This is a genomic window from Bacteroides sp. 90-K9/2 (assembly GCF_047310725.1).
Lineage (GTDB): Bacteria > Bacteroidota > Bacteroidia > Bacteroidales > Bacteroidaceae > Bacteroides > Bacteroides vicugnae.
Genome location: NZ_JBCGVL010000006.1, coordinates 91932 through 115420 on the forward strand (window position 1 = coordinate 91932; position 23489 = coordinate 115420).

Sequence of the window (23489 nt, forward strand, 5' to 3'; positions counted from 1 at the left end):
ATTATGTCAGAGATTAAAGAAAAAACATTAAAACTCATCGATGGGCTTAAAGCCACCTGCCAATCATACGGCATGGGAAACGATGGTAACGAATATAAGATTATCACTCAGGTATTTCTCTATAAATTCCTGAATGACAAATTCGGCTATGAACTGAAAAATGCGAAAAGCGAAATAGCCAAGAAATTGACAGGAGACGTGAAATGGGAAACGGCATACGAAAATCTTTCAGATGATGAACGTATGCTTATTCAGAGTGCCATTTCGCCCGATGTTCCAATGCTCGAACCATACCATCTGATTGCTAATCTTTGGAATCAGCAAGGAAAAGGTGATTTTGACGCGATATTCGACTCCACGATGACGGACATAGCGGAGCTGAATGCTGATATATTCTCCACGCAGACCACAGCCAACACAAAGATTCCATTGTTCGAGGCATTGACACCGTTTGTGACCGATTCAGCCCAACGTGCGCCATTTGCCCGTGCTTTGGTGGATAAACTCGTGAATTTCTCTTTCGAGGAAGCGTTTGCACAGAATTACGACTTCTTCTCCAGTATCTTTGAATATCTGATTAAAGACTATAATACAGCCGGAGGGGGCAAGTATGCGGAATATTATACGCCTCACGCCATTGCCACGATTATGGCTCGTCTGTTGGTGGGTGACGATGCCGACCTGCATAGTATGGAGTGTTACGACCCATCGGCTGGAACAGGTACATTGCTTATGGCACTCAGTCATCAAATAGGTGAAGACCGTTGTACCATTTTCTCGCAGGATATATCTCAGCGAAGCAATAAGATGTTGAAACTTAATTTGCTGCTTAACGGACTTGTGTCTTCGCTCGACAATGCCATTCAAGGTGATACACTTGTAAGCCCTTATCACAAGAGCGATGACGGACAGCAGTTGCGCCAGTTTGATTTTGTGGTGAGCAATCCGCCTTTCAAGATGGACTTCTCTGATACCAGAGAGAAGATAGCCGCCATGCCAGCCCGTTTTTGGGCAGGAGTACCCAATGTGCCTGCCAAAAAGAAGGAGTCAATGGCGATATATACCTGTTTCATTCAGCACGTTATCAATTCGCTGAAAAAGACAGGTAAAGGTGCGATTGTCATTCCGACAGGTTTTATTACAGCTAAAAGTGGCATTGAAAATAAAATTCTTCATAAAATTGTAGATGACAAAGTGGTATTTGGCTGTGTTTCCATGCCAAGTAACGTGTTTGCCAATACAGGTACGAATGTCAGTGTGCTGTTCTTTGATAAGTCTGCAACCGCTGACAAAGTAATCTTGATTGATGCCAGCAAATTAGGCGAAGAATACAAGGATGCCAACGGATTGAAAAAGGTGCGACTGAATGATGATGAGATAGAGAAGATTGTTGGCACATTCCAGCGAAAGGAGGCAGTGGAAGATTTCTCTGTGGCAGTTAGCTATGGAGAAATCAAGGAAAAGGGATATTCTCTTTCTGCCGGGCAATATTTCGACATCAAGATTGATTATATAGATATAACCGAAGATGAGTTTAATGCTCGTATGGCGAACTACAAGCAAACGCTTGCCGAACAATTTGCAGAAAGCCATCGTTTGGAAGGAGAAATCATGAAACAGTTGGATGCTTTGCAATTCAACGCAAATGTAGGTGACAATGAGTAAAGGATTGACCATCATAGACAAGGACTATAGCCGGTGGGTAGAAGATCTTAGTGTGCGTTATCGGCAAAGTCAAATCAAAGCAGCCGTAAGAGTAAACCGAGAATTGCTCAAGTATTATTGGGAACTCGGTCGAGACATAGAAGAAATGCACGTTGAAGAACGTTGGGGGCAGAGTGTCATTAAGAATCTCTCTGTGGATTTACAGCTCAAGAATCCAAACTCAACAGGCCTATCACGTACAAACATCTACTATGCAAAGAAATTTTATTTGCTTTATTCTCAATACCTAAAAATTGTCCCACAACTTGTGGGACAATTAGAGAATGGTAAAGCACAACAAACTGTAAAAGATTCTTCAGAGATTGTCCCACAGCCTGTGGGACAATTGGAAGAAATGCTATTTTCCATACCTTGGGGACATCACCGTTATTTGATAGACAGATATGGCACTGAACCTGCAGAGGCCTTTTTCTATGTTAAAAAGACAATGCAAGAGGGCTGGAGTCGTAATGTACTTCTCAACTTTATGGACTCCGACCTATACGAACGAGAAGGAAAGGCCTTGACAAACTTCACCCGTACATTGCCGGACGAGACAAGCGATCTCGCACAAGAACTTACGAAAGACCCTTACAATTTTGCCTTTACAGGAATCACGAAACCCTACAACGAGCAAATTCTTAAAGATGCTTTGCTGGCCAATATATCGCAATTTCTATTGGAACTCGGTACGGGATTCGCATACATTGGCAAAGAATACCGCCTTCAAATTGGACAAAAGGAAAAATTTATTGACTTGCTTTTCTACAATTTGAATTTATCATGTTATGTGGTAATTGAAGTTAAAATAGGCGAGTTTGATTTTCAAGATTTAGGACAGTTAAGTGGTTATGTAGTAGCTTGTAATCATATTCTGAGAAAAGAGGGAAGAGATAATCCTACAATCGGTCTGCTTATTTGCCGCCAAAAGGATTCAATGCTTGCCCAATACGCATTAGAGGGCAGCAATCTTCCATTAGGCATATCCGAATATGACCTCGAAAAACTATACCCGGAAAAGGTGGAAGGTACGATACCTACTATTGAAGAAATTGAGGCAAGATTAGGTGAAAATCTAAATGGGGAGCAGAGTGAATTATGAGTGAAAACTTGGTTCAATGGGCCACCTTATTAAGCCCAATAATTAGTGTAATTGCTATAATTGTCGCGCTACATATAGCTCGCACTTCATCGAAGGAGGCACAAAAACAGATTGCAGCAATTCGTAACCTGCTTGATGTGTTTGTGGCTGCTAATAATTTGGATATAGTAGAAGCTCAACGCAAATATCAACGACAACTTGCAGAATTGGATAAGGAGATTGAAGAAGCCCAAATGGAAGTTGATATAGTATACCCTTTTATAGGAGGAGCTAGAATTGACCATATCATAGCTGCGCAAGAAAAAGCGGAACAGAAAGCACATCTTAATCAGTTATTAGCCAAGCGTAGTGAGATTGAGGTAAATCTATCTTTAATTCAAGATTATGTTAAAAAAGCAACACGATAAATGGAATTAAAAAAATATAAGCTGGCAGACATTGCTGATTTTAATAAAAGCTCTATTAGCAGATCCGAAACATTTAAGGAGATTATCTATCTTGATACAAGCAGCATTACGGAGAATGTTGTTTCGGGTACTGTTATTATTAATACAAAAGAAGCTCCTAGTCGAGCGCAACGTAAGGTAACTAATAATACTATTATTTATTCAACCGTTCGTCCTCGCTTAAAACATTACGGGATATTGAGGCGCCCACAAAATAATTTTATTGTATCAACAGGCTTTGCAACTATAGATATAAAGGATTTATACAAAGACAAAATAGACCCACGATATTTATATTTATTGCTTACCCAACCGGCTATAACTAATTATATAGGAAACATAGCAGATACAGCTGTGTCTGCATACCCTTCTATAAACCCTTCTGATCTTTCGTCGTTGTGTTTTATGTTTCCTGACTATGATATTCAAAAGACAATAGCTGATATATGGAACAATTACGATTACAAAATAGAAATTAATCGAGCGATAAATCAGAATTTACCGACACTTGACCGTTCATCAGCAGAGGCAAAAGCTTATCACGCTGCTTAGTAAGGCATTCGTTTTCTTTTTGAATTTCAAACTGTTTGTTATTAAAAGCTGACACTCGCTCTTCCCATAAATCCAAGATTGCATCATTTGGCTTTAGAATTGGAAATTTCAGCACGTCTTCACGAGAAACCTCTTTGAATGTTGTTCCTGTGCCTAGTTGTTCTATCTGCTTGATGTGAATGTTTAGATAATAATACAGGTAAGTTGATATGTTTTCCGCTTTGGGAACAAAGCTCTTAAATCCTTGATTGGTACACAACTCAGTCTTAGCAATAGATAACAGACCTATTGGCGCACGGCTTGACATCAATATTGTATTTGGAGGCAATAAATGAGTACTGCAAGAATTATATCCTACTTGCGAAATATTGCGTTCTCCTTGATATACATATTTTTGCTTCTGGTCAGATAAATCTTTCGGAGTAATCCAAACAATATCTCCTCCATAATTTTGTTCATTAACAGTTGAAGGGGTTGCACCATTGTAAACATCAGCAATATCTTCTATCGCTTTGGTTTCCCATGACACAGGAATATCACGCTTTAATTTCTCATTCCAAACCATAGCACCACCACTTGACTTATATGGCTTTCCCTCCTCATTCGGAAAGTCAAACTGCACAAACCAATAGTCATAGAGTTGCTTGGCGATGGCCTCTAAATTCTGATTTATCTGACGATTGATAATGATTTTCTTGTCAAGTGTTTGAAGAATTTGGGCAATTTTTGTTTGTTTTTCAATATTTGGCAAGAAAATTTTTAGTCCGTAATAGTTGTCAAATGTCATACTCGGAACTCCGGTTCCCGAATCTAAATTGCTCAAATCCAATAGAGACAAATATCGATACAAATAATACGGATTTGCTAAGTTTGTATTCACTTCAGTGTAATATAGTGTATCTACAGTCCAAAATGGCACATCGCAATATTGGATATTATCCAATGTTCCCTTACGAGGTAACAAGACACTTGGCTTATCGTAAAGAAATTTGTCAACATAGCGCATAATGCCCCCACTTCCAAGAACAGGGTATTTCCCGTTTGAAAGCATCTTGTGGTCTTTGCCATTTTTTATTTTTACTAAATCTGAAAGCCTGTAAGATTGCATATCCTTTTCCATTTGAGGGGCAAAGTTACGCATTTTTAGGCAGATTCTTGTGATTCAGTTATCCCAAATACTTCTTATGAGCCAATTTTACATTGTTTTGATTTACAATAGCATAATGTAATGTAGTGTCAATGCGTACATGGCCAAGTAATCGCTGTACCTGTTCGATAGGCATACCTTTGTCGATAGCCATTGTTGCAAGGGTTCGACGGAACTTGTGAGGATGAACTTTGGGCATAGAAAGGGATTGCCCCAATTGCCTGATTCTAACTTCCACACCGCTGATAGTCAGTCGTGAATATGGCGAGTTAAGGGAAACGAATAAAGCAGGATTATCATCTGTTCGCTCATTAAGGTATTGTTGCAAATGTAGTTTTGTACGGGCGTTGAAGTAAACTACACGCTCTTTGTTACCTTTTCCGAATACCACACATTGACGCTCATGGAAATCTATATCCTCACGGTTCAGTTTAACCAACTCACCAACACGGATACCTGTGGATGCAAGAATGTCTATAATGGCAAGGTCTCTCTTGTTAGTGCAACTATCCCTAAGTTGCTCTAATTGCTCGTCAGAAAGTACCTCCTTTACAAGTGAATCCGTCTTTACCTTGTGAATCCGTCTGACCGGGCTTTTGGCGATATAATCTTCATCTTCCAGCCATGCAAAGAAACTGGAGAAAATGCGCCTCATATTGTCGATGGTTACTTTACTTGATTGGTGTTCTTCTTGATAATCGGACAGATAAGTGCGAATGTCCGTTGTACTGATGTGGCAAATAGCCAAAGAGAGCGTAACCAACAATCGCTCAATGGTATTGCGGTAGTATGCTAATGTCTTGTCCGAACATCCCTCTATCTTTTTTGCAGATATAAAGGAGTTTAGAAGATGCTCATTCTCTTGCGTTTGCTGTGTGGCGCAATCGCTTTTTTCAATGATTTCTACATTATGCAGTTCTGATGCAAGCACGGCTTTAAGCCGTGCTATTTGTCGGTAATCCAAGTCACGCTGCATCTTCGCAACTATCGCCTGAATGATGTTCTCTTTCATAATTCTGATAATTTTTTCCTCTATATAATATAAGAGGCTGCTAAATCAGAATTTAGAGGCCATCACCAAGCAACTCTATGACTATTGGTTTGTGCAGTTTGACTTTCCGAATGAGGAGGGAAAGCCATATAAGTCAAGTGGTGGCAAGATGATTTGGAATGATAAGTTGAAGAGAGAGAGTCCGGTTGGCTGGCATTGCGGGAACCTCCTTGAGATTGCTGTTTTTACAAATGGTTTAGCTTGTCAGAAATTCAGACCAAAGGATGGTGAATTGCCATTGCCTGTTATCAAGATACGAGAAATGCACGAAGGTATTTCTGCTGACACTGAAAAGGTAACGCCCAATATACCAGAATCTGTTAAGGTGTATAATGGTGATGTACTATTTTCATGGTCGGCATCACTAGAAGTTATGCTTTGGGCTTATGGACTTGGAGGACTTAATCAGCACATCTTTAAGGTCACATCTGCAAATGATTTTCCGAAGTCATTCTACTACTTTCAACTTTTGAATTATGTGGATGTATTTAAGAAAATGGCAGAAGCAAGGAAAACGACGATGGGGCATATTACGCAAGACCATTTACAACAAAGCACAATAGCTATACCTGACAATAAAGATATTGCGGATAGATTCGAAGAATTAATATCACCCATTTTCAATCAGATAATCAAGTTGCAAGAGGAGATCATAGATCTAACTAGGCAGCGCAATGAATTGCTGCCGCTTCTGATGAGCGGGCAGGTGTCGGTAAATTCTGATTTAGCGAAATGTATAAGTGAAATTGGGATAGTCGCAATAATTCGCAACTATCCCAACTCTTTATTGAAATATTGGAGATTAGTGATAATATACAAATGCAGAATCACCTTCTCCTATAACTTTTCTTCTCATTCAGCTTCTTTACCGCTCCTATCGCAAACATCAAACACCTCCTCCGATAGGCTTCTTCCTCTTCGTCTGGTCTGCGGCCGTCCCATCGAAGGTCGGAGATGGAGCCACCGCCACCGGAGGCAATCGGTACTGGTTGTCCACCGATAAGTGCATCGGCAACAGCAAAAATAAGGTTTCGTACCGATGGTACTGCCAATTGCTCAAGCAATGTATTCAACTCCGATTCCAAACTTTCGTTTGTGTCTGAAAGGGATTTGTTCTCCCGTCTCAGTTGGTAAAGTTCCCCATAATCCGCCAGCACATTACGCTGGGCAGCTTCGACCTGCCGTGCCGCATCATTTCTGTACAGGGATTCTATTTTGCGGACAATTTCAGTAAACTGTTTGGCGATATGCTGATTCTGACGCTCAACCCATTTGTCCGTACCGAACAGGCGGACTTTTTCAGTAATTTGCGGTGTCGTGAAATCAACCTTGTGATTGCGGAATGGCTGGACAACCGAACGGGCTTTTGTCGCATCTGCAGTCAGCCGTTCCAGTTCCTGCTCCTTTACGTGGAGTTTGTCGGTCTTGTCTTCAAGTTTGGTCTGATACTCGGCAATGAGTTTCTGTATATCCGCTTTCTGCGCTTCATACCTGTCGAGTGTAATTTTGCCGGAAGCCAATTCCTTTTCCGCTTCTTCAAGCTGCAGCCTATAACTGAAAATCCTTGATTCCAGATTCCGCATCATGGATTGAAGCCCCTTGACGGCTTTCTCTGCCTGTTTAGCCTCCTTAGTCAGTTTGCGGATATAATCGCGCTTGTGCAGATGTTGTACATTGCGCCCGTCAATGCTGTCCCCACGTTCAAGGCCATATTTGCTGCCGACATCTTCATATAGAGAAGTGTGCATATCTTTCAATATCCGGCCATATTCATAGCGGTCTTTCCCGAACTTTGCCGACCACATCACACACTCCCGTCCGCTTTTGGGGCGGACACCTACCGGAACAATCAGGGCATGAATATGCGGGCTGCTCTCGTCGAGATGCACCTGAAACCCAACAATGTTTTCCTTGCCATATCTGTTGGCACACCAGTCATAGACGTCCTTTGCCCAATTCTCGATTCCCTCGTAACGTTGCAGATGGCTGTTGTCCGCACCTTTCTCCAGATTGACGGACTGATTCCCGAAAGCCATTTCAAGCGTCCGGTCATGGTTGCCTCCAAAAACAAATTTCGCACAACAGTTCGGTTGGATTTTGCTGTCCGCCTTGAACGGTTTCCAACCCAATTCGTCCAGCCGTTCCTGCAAACGTACTTCGAGCGGTTTCTCCTGATAACCTAACGGATGAACTTTTCCGTCAGAACCGATTTCGAAATTCAACTTCATTCTGGTCTTGTCGTAGTGGTTGGTCGGATCCTGATTCTTTCTGTCAATCTTGTCATCGTTCCAACGTCTTTCATTTTCATTGGCCTCTGCCGTGCCGAATGATTTGCCGGCTTCGACGTGCATAGCTTGTTTTATATCTGTATTCATATAGGTATTCTTTTTATAAATGATTTATGTTTGAGCTTGCTCACTCCGAACCGGATTCTGCCGGATGCCGGAGGAACTTTATTGCTGTCAGGCAAAAAGTCCTTATTGTGTTATGGACTTTCTTATAAATTCCCGAAGTAAGACTTCGGATTACTCCACCAATGCCAGATCCAGTCCGTCAATGAGCAACTGCAAAGCATGGTTACGCTGTATCATCAGTTGAAGTATTTGACGTTTGGACGGTGAAAAGAGAAAGAAATCTGCAATGTCCAACCCTTGACTGCGTTGTTCTTCAGTAGCTGTACGTTCTAGAATGTCAGAGACAGTAACCTTTTTACAAATGCCAGATAATAAAGCGGACTTCGCGTTCCATTGTTCGGTTGCTCCTAAATCAGGGATGAGAGTAACCTCCCTACCTTTGAGAACCTGCATAGCTTCACTGTTGAAACAACCGTTCTTTCCACCTGTTGCCAGCCATATATAATCGGGGATAAAATGACTCATTACAACAGCGGTCTTTTCACTTTCCACCAGCATTACCGGAGACGATGAATTTTTCAGAAGATGTTCTCCAAACAGACACTGCTTCAAACGGAAATCATGCAACTTCAACTCAGAATGCGCCCAGCTGACAAAAGCCTGAGGCCCTTTAACCCGATGCCCTGTCTCTGCATTATAGCACATTACCTTTCCGGTTCTTACCTGCCCATTTATATCTATCTGCCAGAAAACCGCTGCGCCTCTCCATTTTGAAGATGTCCCTATGCGATACATTTCAAACAATCTGGTTGTCTCATCTTCACCAAATACATGACAGAAATACTGATATAAAGGGTTGATTGAATAATGCGACAGACTCCTTAACACATAAGATGATGGAATATACGAAGGAACAATACAAGACGGAGTTTTATCTGCCTGCTTATAAGGGGCAGAAAGGAGCGACTTGCCGTTTCCCTCATCCATTTCCAATACATCAGGATTATCCTTGAAGTATTCCTTAGGTGTATAGTGGTAGCCACAACTGTTTTCATGATCACACTTGCCGACATTACTGGGAAAGCTAATGCTGCCTTGTTCATCAATATACCTGACAAAACATCGGCTTTTACCACAGCTCGGACAAGTAGTCTTGCTTCCAGGACGGTATTTCTGTAAATGGAATCTGTATTCACTCATGATCCTCTGATTTTAGTGTGGTTGCACTCTGCACTTTTGCACTTTGAGAAAATTGCACGGTATCTTGACAAGATGAAAGTGCAATAGTGCAAGGTGCATCAGTATTTTCTGTAATGAGTTTGCGATAGACTCCATGCTGAAGCTTTTCTATAAGAGGGTGCTGAAGCCGGCACAATTGGTCAAGCGCATAATAGACAGTACGCCTGGACATATCAACTTTTCTACCCGCAATAACAGCATCCCCGGAAGTAAACCTATCTTCCAATAAGGATAGCCAAGCTTCCTTTGTTTCACCGATACTGTTCATGACAATGGCTTCCCGAATCCTCCTGTATGTTTCCTCATAATAATCAATCATACGGATTGCAGCTTTCACAGAATCCAATTCCACGTACTGCATATCGCCATCATCAACAGCCCATTTCATTACCCGAAACAATAGTGCAAGACGTGCAACATGCCCGTTGAGTTTCATCTTGCGACTTTCAACATCGGCATCGTCCTCAATAGCATTTACAGCATTGATAATTCCATTATACCATTCGTAAAAGTATTCTTCCGCATCGTCAGACATTGTAAGAATACGGGGATTTAACGTTGCACCTTTATCATCAAGAATACAAGGAATGCTGAAAATTCTGTTGATAATTGTCCTCCATTGGCTCATAATATCAGGACGGACAGTATTTCTTTCCTCCCGTCTCCATCCGGATATTTTCCTATTCTTGGGATAGACAAACAGAAACCGGTCAAGCAATCCATTGGCAAGAAACTCTGTACGGAAAACCTCCTGCAACATATTTGTCTGTATCGAGCCTATGACATTAATACATGGATTCTTGATTAGAATCGGACGTGATTCTGACTTGCGGATAACCTTTAACGGCTGTCCGCTATACGCTGTCAACAAATCTTCAATGAGGTTGTTCTTGCTATTATACCTTTTGACCGAATTGAACAAAGCCAGAATTTCATCAACTACCAATGTTATCCCACGTTGATTATGCTGATGAATATTCATCATCGCCTCTGGAGTAGAATCATAAATGACTGTCGTTACAAAATTGGGCTTTTTGAGCAACTGTCCCTCCCCGTCATTTCCGTGCTTGCCGACAGACATGGCTCTTTCATATTCGTCACACTCTTCGTTATATTTTTCATGCAGCCGGTCATCATGCTCATTAATTGGCTTATATATAAAACCGAGAGGAGGAGTTTTCCCAAGTCCCGGACGACCGACCAACATCATATAAAGGGATGGGCAAGTTTTCCACTCGCCCTTTATACGGATATGACAAGAATTGCCTATTGCTGTAGCAACAGCAGAAAGGATTATAGACGCTGTATATTCTACATTGAAATTTTCGTATCTGGCAAGGTTCAGGATAATCTCCTGTATCTTGTCCGGAAAGGCATCCAACGGAAGACCTGTTTCAGGAATACTTTCCACTTCGGAACGCAGCATATTGGTTAAATGCAGATTATCAAACATAGCCACCTCCTTCCTGTTTAGGCAGCACTCCACCTACAGCGAAAGCCTCATAATGGAAATGACGCAGAAAACGATCTACATCTTCTTGCGTGTACCAATATTTGTCACCCTCGCGTGAGTAGCCGAGATAACCGTTGTCACGCAACTTTTTCAGATATTTCTCTTTGATGTTCAGTTTCTCCATCAAAGACTTGTTGTCATAGAGACAGCACCCACCTGCCTTACTTGGAAGTGGTAATTGCAACTGTTTCTCTACTATGCCGAGAATCTTCTCAAGTAATTCCCGTTCACATAAATTTTTCTCTCCATCTAATTTTTTAGCCATATTTTTTTCGTATTATGGCTTAACCTTCCTGATGCACACTCGGACTATAAGCCGGGTTCATGTTATGGCACGACTGTGCACATCGACCATAACGGCAGCGAAATTAGAGAGTCCTTAGCACTTAGGAAGTTAGGATGGATTAGGCTAATGAATTAGACCGAAGTTAAGATTGTATTAGATAATATTAGAATTGGGAATTAAAGCATTGATATAAACAAAAAGAGTAGCCAGACAGCTACTCGAAAAATTTATCTATTTCCTTAGATTTTGCAGGAACGGCAAGGTCTTTCCTATTCGACCGGGATTGCCCCAAATCAGGCATTTCAAACAAGTTGCTCAGTTCTGTATCGGGAAAGACTCCCATTCTGCCGAATTTCCAGTATGATTTCTCATCCATTTCGGAATATTCAGGCTTGTCTCCACAATATATCCGCCCACACATATATGCCAACAGAACTTTGGAATCATTCCACTTATAATGGGAACCTTTTTCACTCATATAACCAGCCTCTATCGCTTTGGCGAAAACTTTTATAGCCAGTTCAGTATGCAACATCCCAATCAAAACAACAGTTTCCTCGTTATCTGTCGTCTGCTTCCCTGAAACAGAGGAATTGCCATTTTGCACCTTTATTTTTCCCTTATTTCCCTCTTTCAGCATTTCAGCACAAAAGGCGAGAGCTGCACCTGAAATCAATGTTATGATAGTACCCCAAAACGTTGTAGAGCCAGTATTGTCTCCATCAATCGGATTTATCACACCGATTCCGACAAGCAATAGTGTACCAGCAAACAAGGTGATTGCACTTGACCACAGAATCAGCCTTGCATATCTTTTGAAAGCAAAGGACAATGCAAGAACGATAATACAAAGACCTATAACCAAGAATATTATTTGTAGCATAAATATTTCAATTACATAGAAACAAAAACTAATTATCTCAATACTATAAATTCTAAAATCAGATTATTTCAAGCGGAGTTAACTCGTCTTTCAGTCGGGCTACTTCTGCAGACAAGGTTTCCGGCAAGAAACGAGCATAAACTTTCTCCGTTACATCCGTACTGCCATGGCCGAGCAATCGGCTGACTACAGACATGGACAATCCCTTATTCAGGGCAAAGACCGCAAACGAATGTCTGGCCGCATGCATTGAAAGACTGAAAGGTAGCCCAATCTGCTCTCCCACGACCGCCAGCGACTGATTGATACATTTAGTCGCATTATTACGAGCCTTATAAAGAGCCTCCGCATCATCCAAATCCAAAGTTTCTTTCACAAGGTCAAATACATACCGACATCCTGCACGTTTTTCCTGCCATTGTTGCAATATGCGCAATGCAGGTTCAGTCAGAGGAATCACATGACGTTTGTTTGTTTTTATCATAATCTTCCGCAACTCTTTCCGGGCAAAATCGATATGTTTCCATTGCAGGGTCATCACATCCACCACACGAAGTCCGCAAGCGTGGAACGCAAAGAAAAACATTTCTAAAAATTCCCTTCTACGTAGTTCCTGACAGGTTTTGTAATATTCTAAAAGAGCAGACATCTGCTCTTTAGTCAGGCTTTTCCCGTCAAACTCAGCCTCTTCCTCTGAAAGTGAAACTTTTGTAACGATACGCATATCCTGAATCCTTGCATTCACGGCTGGATCTATCATGCTCATTTCACTCGCGTATGCACACGCTTTCAATATCGGTGTCAAGGCATGATTGATTGTCGCATCGCTATTCTGTTTGATTTCCTTGCGCCAAACGATATAACTGTCCAATAGTTCCGGTGTCATATCACCTACATATATTGCGTCCGAACGGTATGTGCCTTGTTTGGTTGCCCGTAAAAAAGTCTGAAAAATGTTCATGCAACTCTTTCCGTTCTCGTATCGGCTTCTACCGATTCTATTCCTTGAATAATCCGAAGAAAGGCGTTCCAATGTGAACTCAACAAAATCTTTTCCTTGATCACGACGTGCAAGAGGCTTGTCTGCAAGAAAACCGGAAACGACATCCGCTGTAATTTGGTTCGGATGTTTTTCGTTATACTCGGCAAGCTGCGAATCTATACGTTCGACACGTGCAAGCAGAAGTTGGTTCAGCCGTTTGAACTCACCACCATAGCTTGCACGGATTTCACCCCGTCCCTGATTGCCGTTCTGATTCCAGTCTGCAACCTTGACAAAGACATTTGTAGTCTTACGGATTATCTGCCTGTTCCAAGTATATTCCAACTCGACAGGATAGGTTTTATCTCTATCAATCTCCTTCGGTGTACGAAGGCGGTATTTGCCCAACGGATATAGTCTTTTCGGTCTTCCCATACGCTTTTTCCTCCTTTTAGCAATATTCCTGAGGAGAAACAAAGATATGGAATTTTAGACAAACAAACTCCGTTTTTGAGAATAAAAACTACAATTTAGACAAACAAACCACACCATTTGAGACCTTAAAACACCAGCGCGACAAACAAATTCTCATTGTTCATCGCGCTGATATTTAATTATTTAACCTATTCAAAGGCTATTAATATTCCTCCTCGTTGAAGAAAAAATCCTCCTTACTAGGATAATCCGGCCAAATATCTTCGATACTCTCATAGATTTCGCCCTCATCTTCCATCTCTTGGAGATTCTCAATAACTTCAAGAGGAGCACCCGAACGCATGGCATAATCAATCAATTCATCCTTGGTTGCCGGCCAGGGAGCATCTTCAAGTTTTGATGCTAGTTCCAATGTCCAATACATAATCTTGAGTATTTAAAATGAATACTAAATTTGTCTCGTTTTCTATTTTTCGGCAAAAGTATAACAAAATCTATCATTTCCAACTATTATCCCAAAATATTTCATTATTTTGTTCATCAAAATTAATTTTTCGGGATAATACAAACAAATAATCTGATAATCTGTTGACAAATGCTAATACTTCAGGAGAAATTGTACAAGTTTCGGACAAAGCCAGAATACGTCTTTCGGCTCTCCGGCAAATAGTACGGCAAACATGACAAACAGCTGCTCCACGACTTCCTCCGGGAATAATAAAAGCACAAAGCTCCGGAAGTTGTTCGTCCAGCTTATCAATCTCCCGCTCAATATTCTCCACGTTTTCGGGAGTTATGATGCTAGCAGGTTTCAGCTGTGTTTTCTCCTGATCGGTGGCGAGGTGTGAACCGATAGCAAATAGCTTATGCTGGATACTTAAGATGAAACCACGGTCTGATTCATCCTGCAGATAGGTGTTCAACCATCCCAGATGAGAATTTAATTCATCTACAGTTCCGTAAGCTTCCAAACGGATATGGGTCTTCGGGACGCGGCTTCCACCAACAAGACTGGTAGTTCCTTTATCTCCGGTCTTTGTATATACAAGGCTCTTTTTCATGATCTTCTTTTTTACAGTTACTATAAGGTAAACGTACAAAGGTTCTTAGAAGTTGACAATATACTGCTGTTTTATCTTCGTTTTATCAAAAAATAATAAACCGAGGTCGTAGAGGTCAAAAGTGATGCCTACTCTTTCATCGGTCTGCAGCTTTTTCCAAAGTGTTTTCATCTCTTTGGAATAACAAATGCCATGAACAACAAATACACTTTTAGGAGTAGTGCGATGTGCGCAGATCCGGAAGACTTCTTCCAGTAAGTCGGGATTCCGGTAATCATTCAGATACAGAAAGTCGACTGAAGTGTCTGCATCCAGAAACAGTTCCGACAAATCGGATGCAAAAAGGTAGGAAGCCGACGGTTTAGCGGATTGTAAGTAGAGGGTTGTAGAGGACGGACGCCCAACTTCTATGATTGTATCAGGCTGTACTCTGTTCACCAACCGGAACAGGAAACGGTTCACTTTTTGAGAACCTTTCGTCCACCCACGCTCTCTCATCATCTTTTGCTGTTCTTTTTTCAAAGAAGAATAGGCATAGTAAGGCATCTTCTCATAAATCACATCGGTAATCAGACTAAAAGCAAAAGGGGAATGTACGCCATATCCGCAACGATAACGAAAGCGGGAAAGCCAGATAAAAGGTCTTTTTATACAGAGTAGAAGATTCATAAAACAATCATTCGTATTTTTATTCTCCCGACAAAGATATATTTTTTTATTGAAAAAGGGTCGGTTCCCATCAAGAACCGACCCTCATACTCATTTATTCCAAGTTACTACTGTAGTCTGAATGATACCGGTACAGTAAATTTCACTCGAACTTTCTTACCATTTTGCACTCCGGGAGTCCATTTCGGCATAGAACTTATCACGCGGATAGCTTCTTTATCCAAATAAGGATCAACCCCTCGCACAACTTCAGGATTGGAAATCGTTCCGTCTTTGTCTACAACAAACTGAACAATGACTTTTCCTTGTGAACCTGTTTCCTGCGAAATCGTTGGATATTTGATATTACTACTTAAATATTTCATTAAAGCAGCTGTACCTCCAATAAACTCCGGCATGACTTCAACACTTACGTGAATAATGTCTTCAACTACCGTTTCTGTTTCTACCACTGGGGGTATCCAAATAACGTCACGAACTGCATTCATATCCTCTGACACTGTAGAAACGTCATCCGTCACCTCCATATTGTTTTCCACTATTTCGAACAATTCTGTTACCTTAGTTTCGGGAGGAGGAGGCGGTTCCAGTTTCTCGTCTGGGAATGTGATTGGAACTAGCTCTGTTACAAAGATGGATTCATCATCTGGTGATAGTGCTGCAACTCTGACATCATGTTGTGTCCATTCGAACGAAACGAACATGAAGGCTAGCGCAACAACCAAACCCATCAACAACCAAGAACCCCGTTGATTCTCAATTGCAGCCTTTTTTGATTTCTTGGCTTCCATAAAAAATGTGTTTAAGTAATTAATAATAGAAAATATATAGTATATATACTACTTTTCGTTTTTCCTCTTAAGCATTACTTAAAGTGCTCTCTCGCTGCAATAAATATAATCTTTTTATGGATAGGTTGTTACGACGTCTCTTGTTTATTTTATTCTTTTCTCTTCTTTTGGATAAAATTTATGAATAATTCATTTGAGGTTATCAGGATTCGGACAAATACATTGAAGTCCAGCAGGGTTGCTTTTATGGTATTCTGAAGCAAGTATGTTCGATGAGGCTGTATCGCGCAGTTCTGGTAGCTATTACAGGAAAAGCAATGCTCTTCAATCCCAGAACGGACAATACATTCAAGCTCTTTTTAATAATACTGTTAATGGATTTCTCTACTGTAAATTCGTCCTTTTGAGACCAGTCTATCGTAATTGCATAGGATAGATGCAGAAACTCCTCCACCCATTGAAAGATAAGCGTCGTCAGCACTAACAATAACATCCGTCACTGCCGAAGTAATATCTCCGAATTTGATTATCAATCTTGACTTACCAAACTGGCAGGCTTTATCTATCTCATGCTTTTATAGAAGATATATGTGTTGACAAAGCATTTCTCAATATGCATTAATTATAAAAAAATAGCCCACAATTAGATAGATATAACTACCGCTACTTTTTTGCTTGTAGTTCCTCTTTAACTTCATATTCTTCATTATCTCATAAAAAATCGCTCCACCTAAGTTGAATATATGTTTTCACCTTAAATGGAGAACATACATCCAACTTTAGTAGAACGAAAACTAAAATGTAGATTAAATAAATATTTATGAAAGAACAGGAAATAAACATAGCCTCATAACAGACAATCTTTTATAATCATCCATATGATAGGTTTAGCTTAAATTCACAGTACTTATTTTGCTTTTTTCTTTTTCTTCGCGTTATCCTTCTTACGCATATCCTGATACTTCTTATATTGTTCATCGGTCAGAATGCTTTTTATTTTAGCATCGACTTCCTTCTTTTTCTTTTGCATTTCTTCTCGTGAAGGTTTTTCATCCGATTTATTTTTTGCAGGTCTCATCTCTTCCATTGCAGCTTTAAAATCTTTGGCCTGCTTTTCATTCAGTCCCAAATCAGTAACCATTTGTTCTATGCGTTTCTCTCTATCAGCTTTTCCTTTCTGACGATTTTGAGCCATACATACAGTTGAGCCAATCAATAGTGCAACTGCCAAACCTAAAATTTGCTTTCTCATAATTCTAAATATCATATTAAGTGAGTAATGTATGTTAGACCTCACTAAAGCTTGAAAGTTAATTCTACGATGAAAAGAAAATCTGCTTTTTTACATTATTTATTGTTTCTCCACATTATAAATATTCAGCCGGATATGAGTGTCATTCAATTATTTCCATTACTCTTCCCTACCTCCTCCTAGTGCTTGATACAGATTGATTATTCCTTGTATCTCCTGAAACCGGTTACTCACCTGTGTCAACTGTGCTGTCAGTAGAGTTTGCTGGGCGGTGAGGACTTCAAGATAAGTGGAATTTCCATGTTGCATAAGCAGCTGTGTGCTGGTAACAGCCGTTTGTAGAGAAGAGATCTGGCGCCGGTAAAGATCGGATTTATCCCGGGCCGTTTGATTTTGCTTCAAAGCGTTGTTCACTTCAGCACCGGCATTGAGTAGGGTTTGCGTGAAAGACAACTTCGCTTCTTCCTGTTGCGCTTTAGCTATTTTTAGACGGGCTATATTCTGCCCCTTATTAAATAAGGGCTGCGTAAGGGAGCCAACAGCTGACAGCAACAACTTACCCGGATTCATAACCACCTCACCTACTCCATTTGTCCACCCGGCAGAACCGCTGAGGGTGATGGATGGATAAAAGGCAGAGCGTGCCTCATTAGTCGTGTAAAAGGCTTGCGCCAAAGCCAATTCTGATGATCTGACATCAGGACGATTAGCAAGAAGTTGTAAAGGGATACCTACGGATAAATCCTGTGGCAAAACCTGTCCGTCCAGTGTGCCACGACGGATAAATTGCGGAGTTTCTCCCAGCATCAGGCAAAGACTGTTTTCCGCCTGCCTGATTTGTTCCTTTAGATCCAAAACAGTGGTACAGATGGAATAGTAGGTAGCTTCGGTTTGTGCCAAACCTGCTTCGTTACCTTGACCGGCATTCTTCAAAGCTTGCATAACGCGTACACTTTCTTTCCATTTTACTTCTGTTTCCTCGGAGATGGCCAATTGAGCATCCAGCATTAAAAGTGTATAATAGGTATTCGCTAGATTGGCTATCAATTGTGTCTTAACAGCGAGTTCATATTCCTGACTTTGAATATAAAGAGCTTTAGCACGACGGTTGGCATTCGTCAGCCGACCGAAGATATCAATTTCCCAAGAGGAAGTAATAGGCAGGGAATAGCTCTGTCCAGCTTTCCCCTTATCGAAACTGCTCACAGTGCCCTGCGGTGAAAAAGCGAATGAGGGCAGATAAGCCAGGCAGGCCGCACTAAGTGAAGCACGGGCTTCTTCCACTCGCCAGTGAGCGGACTGTAGATCGGTGTTATTCCGCAACCCCTGCTCAATGAGGGATTGCAGATGAGGATCGACGAACAATTGACGCCAATTCAACTTGGCAATATTATGAATTGTATCAGAAACCGTTTCCGCCGCCCCAAAAAGATCTTCGGGGACGGTCGTTGCCGGTTGATATTTTGTATAGATGCCGCAACTACTCAGCATGAGCGTCGTTATGGCAAGGGTGATGATATTTCTTTTCATTTCTTCTTATTCTCCAAATATTGTTTTCTTTCTTCATCGGCTTTCTCCACCTCTTCCTTTATCTGCCAGTCGGCAACAGTGGCATCAAACTGAATCGGTCGCACTTTCTCCTGTATTGCCTGGAAGACAATAAACATAGCCGGCACAATGAATAACAGTGCCAATGTACCCACCAGCATACCGCCTACCACACCCGTACCGAGTGAACTGTTTCCGTTGGCTCCTACGCCAGATGCTAACATCAAAGGTACCATACCGAAAATCATCGTCAGTGCCGTCATAAGAATAGGACGCAAACGATCTTTAGCAGCAATAAGCGCAGCAGACGTCAGACTCATACCGGCACGACGGCGCTCGGTAGCATATTCGGTGAGAAGAATAGCAGTTTTTGCCAACAGACCGATAAGCATGATAAGTCCTGTTTGCAGATAGATATTATTCTCCAATCCAAGCAATTTGGCAAAGAGGAAGCTACCCATCAATCCGGCCGGAACACTAAGCAGGACGGCAAACGGAACGAAGAAACTCTCATAAAGCGCACTCAATAGCAGATAAACCATCAATAGGCAGATAGCAAAAATCACGATGGTGGTATTACTCTGATTGCTCTCCTCTCGCGCCAGTCCGCCAAAATCGAAATCATAGTTGGCGGGAAGCACACGGGCAGCAGTTTCCTGTACGGCACGGATGGCTTCACCCGAACTGTACCCTTCGGCAGGCATGGCATTGAGTGCAATGGAGTTATACATATTAAAACGGTTCAGGCTCTCGGCTCCATATACTTTGGTCAGTGTGACGAACTGACTCAACGGTGCCATCTCCCCATTGCTCAAGCGAACAAAATGACGGTTGAGCGAAGCCTCATCCAGACGATAATTCGGATCAGCTTGCACCATCACACGATAGACGCGCGAAAAGCGGTTAAAGTTGCTGACATAGCTACCTCCATAATATCCCCCCAAGGTAGAAAGCACCTCATCAGGCATGATTCCGGCACGCAGACACTTAGCAGCATCCACATCGACCTGCCACTGGGGATAGTTGATTTCGAAAGATGAAAAAGCCATTGCCAGTTCAGGCCGCTGATTCAACGAGTCGATAAACTGGCGAGTGATGCTGAAAAACTCTGTGAGATCACCTCCAGCCTTGTCCTGCATTTGGATATCGAGCGCATTACCCATATCATAACCAGGTATCATACCCGGAGCCATGGCAAAAACTGTGGCATCCTTGATATCTCCGGTACGGGCATAAATCTGTCCGATTACTGCCTGCACGTGATCTTCTTCCTCCGGTCGTTCATCCCACGAAGTAAGGCGAACAAAGAAAATACCGGAAGAATTACCCGCACCACCCATTGACCAACCGGTCACTTTGAGTACCTGTTTCACCTGTGGGATTTGCTGAATACGTTCTTCTACACGGTTCATTATGCCATCGGTAGCATAGAGCGAGTTACCCGGCGCAGTGGATACGGCAACAAACACCAGTCCCTGATCTTCATCGGGCACAAGGCCTGTTTTGGTGCTGTTCATCAGCAGGGCAAGGATTACGACTGTCCCGGCAACAAAGGCGCCCGTCAACCATTTGCGACGGATAAAGAAGAGAACTCCTTTTTTATACCGCTCTGACAATGATTCGAACGCAGTGTTGAACGCACGGCGGAAACGGGCTGCGAAGTTTTGCTTCTGTGTGCCGTCCTCATTGGTATAGGGACGCAGAATCAAGGCGCAGAGGGCAGGACTTAGTGTCAATGCATTGATGGTAGATATACCTACCGCCACAGCCATTGTCAGACCGAACTGCGTATAGAATGTACCCGAAGTCCCACTCATGAAAGACACCGGAATAAATACCGCCATAAACACCAGTGAAGTGGTAACGATAGCACCCGACAGTCCTTTCATTGCATCCACACTGGCCATATAGGGCGAACGGTAGCCGGAATCGAACTTGGATTGCACTGCCTCGACCACAATAATGGCATCATCCACCACTGTACCGATGACCAGCACTAATGCGAAAAGCGTAATCAAATTGATACTGAATCCTACCAACGCCATGAAAGCGAAAGTTCCGATAAGAGAAACAAAAATACCCACCAGCGGAATCAGTGTAGAACGAATATCCTGTAAGAAAACATATACCACAAGGATTACCAGCAGAATCGCTTCAATCAGTGTCTTCAATACCTCATGGATAGAGGCGAAGAGAAATTCGTTGGTACTCATCAGCTGGGTTATTTCCGCCCCTTTGGGAAGACGTTTGGAAGCGTCTGCCAGAAAAGCGTCAATCTCACGATTAATCTCTGTGGCATTAGAACCGGCAGTCTGATAAACCATACATGACACACCGGGTTTACCATTGAAACTACCTTGATAAGAATACGATTCTTGTCCGAGACTGATGTTGGCAATCTCTTTTAAACGAAGTACCTCACCATTCTTAGTGCTGCGGATCACGATCTCTCCAAATTCTTCGGGAGTCATCAATCGACCTCGGTATTTCATGGTATACGCTTTAGCTTCCTTGGAATTCTCACCAATGGAGCCTGTTGCAGCTTCAATGTTTTGTGAGGCCAGTGCAGCAGTCACGTCGGAAGGAATCAGCTTGTACTGTGCCATGACGTCAGGTTTAAGCCATACGCGCATGGAATAGACACCACCCATCACCTGCACATCTCCCACTCCGGAAATACGCAAGATGGCAGGTTTCAAGTTAATATTGATATAGTTCGAGAGAAAGTTCTCGTCTAATGAGCTATCGGGACTATGCAAGGTAAATATCTGGAGCATACCGTTCTGTCGCTTGTTGACACTGACACCCACACGGGTCACTTCCGCAGGAAGTTGTCCGGCAGCTTTCGACACACGGTTCTGTACATTGACAGCGGCCATGTCCGGATCGGTACCTTGCTTAAAGTAAATGGTTATTTCGGCTGAACCGGCATTGGAAGCACTGGAAGTCATATAAGTCATGTCTTCCACACCATTGATGGCTTCCTCCAACGGAGCGATGACACTCTTCTGCACCGTTTCAGCACTGGCACCGTCGTATGCAGTGTACACCTGAACAGTAGGCGGGGCAATATCAGGATATTGCTCCACGGGTAGGGTGAATAACCCGATAATCCCCACCACTACAATCACAATGGAAAGGACGGCGGAGAGCACGGGGCGTTCTATAAATATTCGTAAGTTCATTGTTTTTTCAATTTTGAGTTAGTTACTTCTTCTTTGTTATCGGCATTCCATCCTGTAGTAGTCCGACACCTTCTGTCACGATTTCATCCCCTACGGCAAGTCCGTTCGTCACGATGTAATCCTGTCCACCGTCCACACGCTCCACACTTATTTGGGTAGAATGCGTTTTGCCATCCACTACCTTATAGACAAAGACCTTGTCCTGCACTTCGTATGTTGCTGCACGAGGGATAATGATACCGTCTTTGTAGACCGCCGGCACCACCACATTTCCCGAGCTTCCACTATGCAGCAGTCCGTTCTTGTTGGGGAATGCTGCCCGTACACTGACGGTTCCTGTCGAAGCATCCACTACTCCGCTGATAGTTGCTATGGTACCTTTTTCCTCGTAGGTAGTCCGGTCATTCAGCACCAGTTCGATAGCAGGCATCGACTGCAAAGCCTTCTCTTTAGAACCATATTGGCGAATGAGTCCTAAGAGTTGATTTTCCGTCATTGAGAAGTAAACATACATGTCCGAGTTGTCTGATACAGTAGTTAGTGGCTGTGCCATTCCGGCACTAACAAGTGTACCAACGCGATAGGGAAGTGTACCGATCACTCCATCCGAGGGACTTTTCACTTCGGTGTAGGAAAGGTCATTGGCAGCACTCAGCTCCTGCGCTTTGGCTTGTGCGCGTCCGGCTTTCGCCATCAACAGATTATTCTCGGCCGTTTTCAATTCATAAGCCGAAATGACGTTTTGAGCAAAGAGTTCTTTCTTGCTATCGTAAGTCAGTTGTGCCGTAGCCAATGTAGCATCGGCTGCTTCCATATTCGCCCGGGCTGTGGCCAAAGCTGCCTGATAGGGAACCTGGTCGATGATGAAAAGCACTTGTCCACGTTTCACCGCCTGTCCCTCGTTTACACACAATCGGGTGATGGTTCCCGTCACCTGCGGAAAGATAGCAATATCCTGCTTACCCTGGATAGCCGCCGGGTATTGGGTAGAAAGAGTTTTATTGACTGGTGCCACCTGCATCGTCGCATATTCCGATACAGACTGCGAATATTCTCCTCCTCCGTTCTTGCATCCGGCAAGAGTAAGGAGTGTTGTCAGCATGAAGATTTGCCACATTTTGTTTGTTTCCATTTTCATAAAATTCAATGTATTATAGTGATTGATTAGTTCTCACAAGAGCGGTGCAAAAGTAGGTGTCAGCGCCCGCTCCCGCAATGTAATTCTGGTCAAAGCCGGATTTTTGGGGGACGAAACCGCAGAGATAAGTGGTGAAACGGAATGAATGAAG

General features: G+C 42.4%; 21 protein-coding genes and 1 pseudogene. 5 read left to right on the top strand and 17 right to left on the bottom strand.

Annotated elements, in window-relative coordinates:
• The first annotated feature begins 3 nt into the window (after positions 1 to 3).
• From AAHJ11_RS14930 to AAHJ11_RS14945, 4 genes are read left to right on the top strand one after another with little or no spacing between them, the layout of a single operon-like run.
• Complete coding sequence (locus AAHJ11_RS14930; RefSeq protein WP_413579735.1) at positions 4 to 1665, top strand: class I SAM-dependent DNA methyltransferase; 1662 nt, start codon at positions 4 to 6, stop codon at positions 1663 to 1665.
• The gene (locus AAHJ11_RS14935) at positions 1658 to 2806 is read left to right on the top strand and encodes a PDDEXK nuclease domain-containing protein (protein ID WP_413579737.1); all 1149 of its coding nucleotides are present in this window, start codon (positions 1658 to 1660) and stop codon (positions 2804 to 2806) included. The genes AAHJ11_RS14930 and AAHJ11_RS14935 overlap by 8 nt, the downstream gene beginning before the upstream one ends.
• The gene (locus tag AAHJ11_RS14940; RefSeq protein ID WP_413579738.1) at positions 2803 to 3213 is read left to right on the top strand and encodes a hypothetical protein; all 411 of its coding nucleotides are present in this window, start codon (positions 2803 to 2805) and stop codon (positions 3211 to 3213) included. Before AAHJ11_RS14935 ends, AAHJ11_RS14940 begins: the two co-directional genes overlap by 4 nt.
• Entirely contained in the window at positions 3214 to 3804 is a 591-nt protein-coding gene (locus tag AAHJ11_RS14945) for a restriction endonuclease subunit S (RefSeq protein WP_413579739.1), read from the top strand.
• Here the strand turns inward: AAHJ11_RS14945 and AAHJ11_RS14950 are convergent.
• Together AAHJ11_RS14950 and xerA are read right to left on the bottom strand one after the other, a co-directional pair.
• Positions 3728 to 4945 carry a restriction endonuclease subunit S gene (locus AAHJ11_RS14950; RefSeq protein ID WP_413579741.1) on the bottom strand — a complete coding sequence of 406 codons (1218 nt, stop codon included), beginning with the start codon at positions 4943 to 4945 and terminating at the stop codon, positions 3728 to 3730. The two genes, AAHJ11_RS14945 and AAHJ11_RS14950, sit on opposite strands and share 77 nt — an antisense overlap.
• Before the next feature lie 25 nt (positions 4946 to 4970).
• Entirely contained in the window at positions 4971 to 5963 is a 993-nt protein-coding gene (xerA, locus tag AAHJ11_RS14955) for a site-specific tyrosine recombinase/integron integrase (protein WP_413579742.1), read from the bottom strand.
• 148 nt (positions 5964 to 6111) lie between these two features.
• Between xerA and AAHJ11_RS14960 the strand changes: the two are divergent.
• A pseudogene (locus tag AAHJ11_RS14960) lies at positions 6112 to 6573 on the top strand (restriction endonuclease subunit S); the annotation flags it as partial.
• 256 nt (positions 6574 to 6829) lie between these two features.
• Here the strand turns inward: AAHJ11_RS14960 and mobV are convergent.
• From mobV to AAHJ11_RS15035, 15 genes are all read right to left on the bottom strand, one after another.
• Positions 6830 to 8377 (bottom strand): MobV family relaxase, encoded by a 1548-nt coding sequence (gene mobV, locus AAHJ11_RS14965; protein ID WP_413579743.1) that lies wholly within the window; start codon positions 8375 to 8377, stop codon positions 6830 to 6832.
• A gap of 150 nt (positions 8378 to 8527) precedes the next feature.
• Complete coding sequence (locus tag AAHJ11_RS14970; RefSeq protein ID WP_413579744.1) at positions 8528 to 9556, bottom strand: DUF6371 domain-containing protein; 1029 nt, start codon at positions 9554 to 9556, stop codon at positions 8528 to 8530.
• Positions 9549 to 11048 (bottom strand): DUF3987 domain-containing protein, encoded by a 1500-nt coding sequence (locus AAHJ11_RS14975; RefSeq protein ID WP_413579745.1) that lies wholly within the window; start codon positions 11046 to 11048, stop codon positions 9549 to 9551. The genes AAHJ11_RS14970 and AAHJ11_RS14975 overlap by 8 nt, the downstream gene beginning before the upstream one ends.
• The gene (locus AAHJ11_RS14980) at positions 11041 to 11373 is read right to left on the bottom strand and encodes a helix-turn-helix domain-containing protein (RefSeq protein ID WP_122139780.1); all 333 of its coding nucleotides are present in this window, start codon (positions 11371 to 11373) and stop codon (positions 11041 to 11043) included. Before AAHJ11_RS14980 ends, AAHJ11_RS14975 begins: the two co-directional genes overlap by 8 nt.
• A 235-nt stretch (positions 11374 to 11608) precedes the next feature.
• Positions 11609 to 12277 carry a hypothetical protein gene (locus AAHJ11_RS14985; RefSeq protein ID WP_413579747.1) on the bottom strand — a complete coding sequence of 223 codons (669 nt, stop codon included), beginning with the start codon at positions 12275 to 12277 and terminating at the stop codon, positions 11609 to 11611.
• Between the two features lie 58 nt (positions 12278 to 12335).
• Complete coding sequence (locus AAHJ11_RS14990; protein WP_413579748.1) at positions 12336 to 13694, bottom strand: tyrosine-type recombinase/integrase; 1359 nt, start codon at positions 13692 to 13694, stop codon at positions 12336 to 12338.
• A gap of 202 nt (positions 13695 to 13896) precedes the next feature.
• Positions 13897 to 14118 (bottom strand): DUF2795 domain-containing protein, encoded by a 222-nt coding sequence (locus AAHJ11_RS14995; RefSeq protein ID WP_002558131.1) that lies wholly within the window; start codon positions 14116 to 14118, stop codon positions 13897 to 13899.
• A 73-nt stretch (positions 14119 to 14191) separates the two neighbouring features.
• Complete coding sequence (locus AAHJ11_RS15000; RefSeq protein WP_148365544.1) at positions 14192 to 14755, bottom strand: cob(I)yrinic acid a,c-diamide adenosyltransferase; 564 nt, start codon at positions 14753 to 14755, stop codon at positions 14192 to 14194.
• Between the two features lie 45 nt (positions 14756 to 14800).
• Complete coding sequence (locus AAHJ11_RS15005; protein WP_148365545.1) at positions 14801 to 15424, bottom strand: hypothetical protein; 624 nt, start codon at positions 15422 to 15424, stop codon at positions 14801 to 14803.
• Between the two features lie 107 nt (positions 15425 to 15531).
• Positions 15532 to 16215: an energy transducer TonB gene (locus AAHJ11_RS15010; RefSeq protein ID WP_320975092.1), complete on the bottom strand. Its 684-nt coding sequence runs from the start codon at positions 16213 to 16215 to the stop codon at positions 15532 to 15534.
• Between the two features lie 244 nt (positions 16216 to 16459).
• Positions 16460 to 16708, bottom strand: coding sequence for a hypothetical protein (locus AAHJ11_RS15015; RefSeq protein ID WP_320980386.1), 249 nt, complete (start codon positions 16706 to 16708; stop codon positions 16460 to 16462).
• A 414-nt stretch (positions 16709 to 17122) separates the two neighbouring features.
• The gene (locus AAHJ11_RS15020; protein ID WP_164727336.1) at positions 17123 to 17467 is read right to left on the bottom strand and encodes a hypothetical protein; all 345 of its coding nucleotides are present in this window, start codon (positions 17465 to 17467) and stop codon (positions 17123 to 17125) included.
• Between the two features lie 159 nt (positions 17468 to 17626).
• Entirely contained in the window at positions 17627 to 18997 is a 1371-nt protein-coding gene (locus AAHJ11_RS15025; protein WP_413579752.1) for a TolC family protein, read from the bottom strand.
• The gene (locus AAHJ11_RS15030) at positions 18994 to 22200 is read right to left on the bottom strand and encodes an efflux RND transporter permease subunit (protein ID WP_413579754.1); all 3207 of its coding nucleotides are present in this window, start codon (positions 22198 to 22200) and stop codon (positions 18994 to 18996) included. Before AAHJ11_RS15030 ends, AAHJ11_RS15025 begins: the two co-directional genes overlap by 4 nt.
• Before the next feature lie 22 nt (positions 22201 to 22222).
• Positions 22223 to 23332 (bottom strand): efflux RND transporter periplasmic adaptor subunit, encoded by a 1110-nt coding sequence (locus tag AAHJ11_RS15035; protein ID WP_370540853.1) that lies wholly within the window; start codon positions 23330 to 23332, stop codon positions 22223 to 22225.
• Positions 23333 to 23489: the final 157 nt, after the last annotated feature.

Excerpts from the sequence above, each read along its gene's own strand:
- AAHJ11_RS14990 (WP_413579748.1), bottom strand. The coding sequence starts at position 13,694 with ATGGGAAGACCGAAAAGACTATATCCGTTGGGCAAATACCGCCTTCGT.
- AAHJ11_RS14980 (WP_122139780.1), bottom strand. The coding sequence starts at position 11,373 with ATGGCTAAAAAATTAGATGGAGAGAAAAATTTATGTGAACGGGAATTA.
- AAHJ11_RS15020 (WP_164727336.1), bottom strand. The coding sequence starts at position 17,467 with ATGAGAAAGCAAATTTTAGGTTTGGCAGTTGCACTATTGATTGGCTCA.
- xerA (WP_413579742.1), bottom strand. The coding sequence starts at position 5,963 with ATGAAAGAGAACATCATTCAGGCGATAGTTGCGAAGATGCAGCGTGAC.
- AAHJ11_RS14975 (WP_413579745.1), bottom strand. The coding sequence starts at position 11,048 with ATGTTTGATAATCTGCATTTAACCAATATGCTGCGTTCCGAAGTGGAA.
- AAHJ11_RS14935 (WP_413579737.1), top strand. The coding sequence starts at position 1,658 with ATGAGTAAAGGATTGACCATCATAGACAAGGACTATAGCCGGTGGGTA.
- mobV (WP_413579743.1), bottom strand. The coding sequence starts at position 8,377 with ATGAATACAGATATAAAACAAGCTATGCACGTCGAAGCCGGCAAATCA.
- AAHJ11_RS14945 (WP_413579739.1), top strand. The coding sequence starts at position 3,214 with ATGGAATTAAAAAAATATAAGCTGGCAGACATTGCTGATTTTAATAAA.
- AAHJ11_RS15005 (WP_148365545.1), bottom strand. The coding sequence starts at position 15,424 with ATGAATCTTCTACTCTGTATAAAAAGACCTTTTATCTGGCTTTCCCGC.
- AAHJ11_RS14995 (WP_002558131.1), bottom strand. The coding sequence starts at position 14,118 with ATGTATTGGACATTGGAACTAGCATCAAAACTTGAAGATGCTCCCTGG.
- AAHJ11_RS15025 (WP_413579752.1), bottom strand. The coding sequence starts at position 18,997 with ATGAAAAGAAATATCATCACCCTTGCCATAACGACGCTCATGCTGAGT.
- AAHJ11_RS15035 (WP_370540853.1), bottom strand. The coding sequence starts at position 23,332 with ATGGAAACAAACAAAATGTGGCAAATCTTCATGCTGACAACACTCCTT.
- AAHJ11_RS14950 (WP_413579741.1), bottom strand. The coding sequence starts at position 4,945 with ATGCGTAACTTTGCCCCTCAAATGGAAAAGGATATGCAATCTTACAGG.
- AAHJ11_RS14985 (WP_413579747.1), bottom strand. The coding sequence starts at position 12,277 with ATGCTACAAATAATATTCTTGGTTATAGGTCTTTGTATTATCGTTCTT.
- AAHJ11_RS14930 (WP_413579735.1), top strand. The coding sequence starts at position 4 with ATGTCAGAGATTAAAGAAAAAACATTAAAACTCATCGATGGGCTTAAA.
- AAHJ11_RS14940 (WP_413579738.1), top strand. The coding sequence starts at position 2,803 with ATGAGTGAAAACTTGGTTCAATGGGCCACCTTATTAAGCCCAATAATT.
- AAHJ11_RS15010 (WP_320975092.1), bottom strand. The coding sequence starts at position 16,215 with ATGGAAGCCAAGAAATCAAAAAAGGCTGCAATTGAGAATCAACGGGGT.
- AAHJ11_RS15000 (WP_148365544.1), bottom strand. The coding sequence starts at position 14,755 with ATGAAAAAGAGCCTTGTATATACAAAGACCGGAGATAAAGGAACTACC.
- AAHJ11_RS15030 (WP_413579754.1), bottom strand. The coding sequence starts at position 22,200 with ATGAACTTACGAATATTTATAGAACGCCCCGTGCTCTCCGCCGTCCTT.
- AAHJ11_RS14970 (WP_413579744.1), bottom strand. The coding sequence starts at position 9,556 with ATGAGTGAATACAGATTCCATTTACAGAAATACCGTCCTGGAAGCAAG.
- AAHJ11_RS15015 (WP_320980386.1), bottom strand. The coding sequence starts at position 16,708 with ATGTTATTGTTAGTGCTGACGACGCTTATCTTTCAATGGGTGGAGGAG.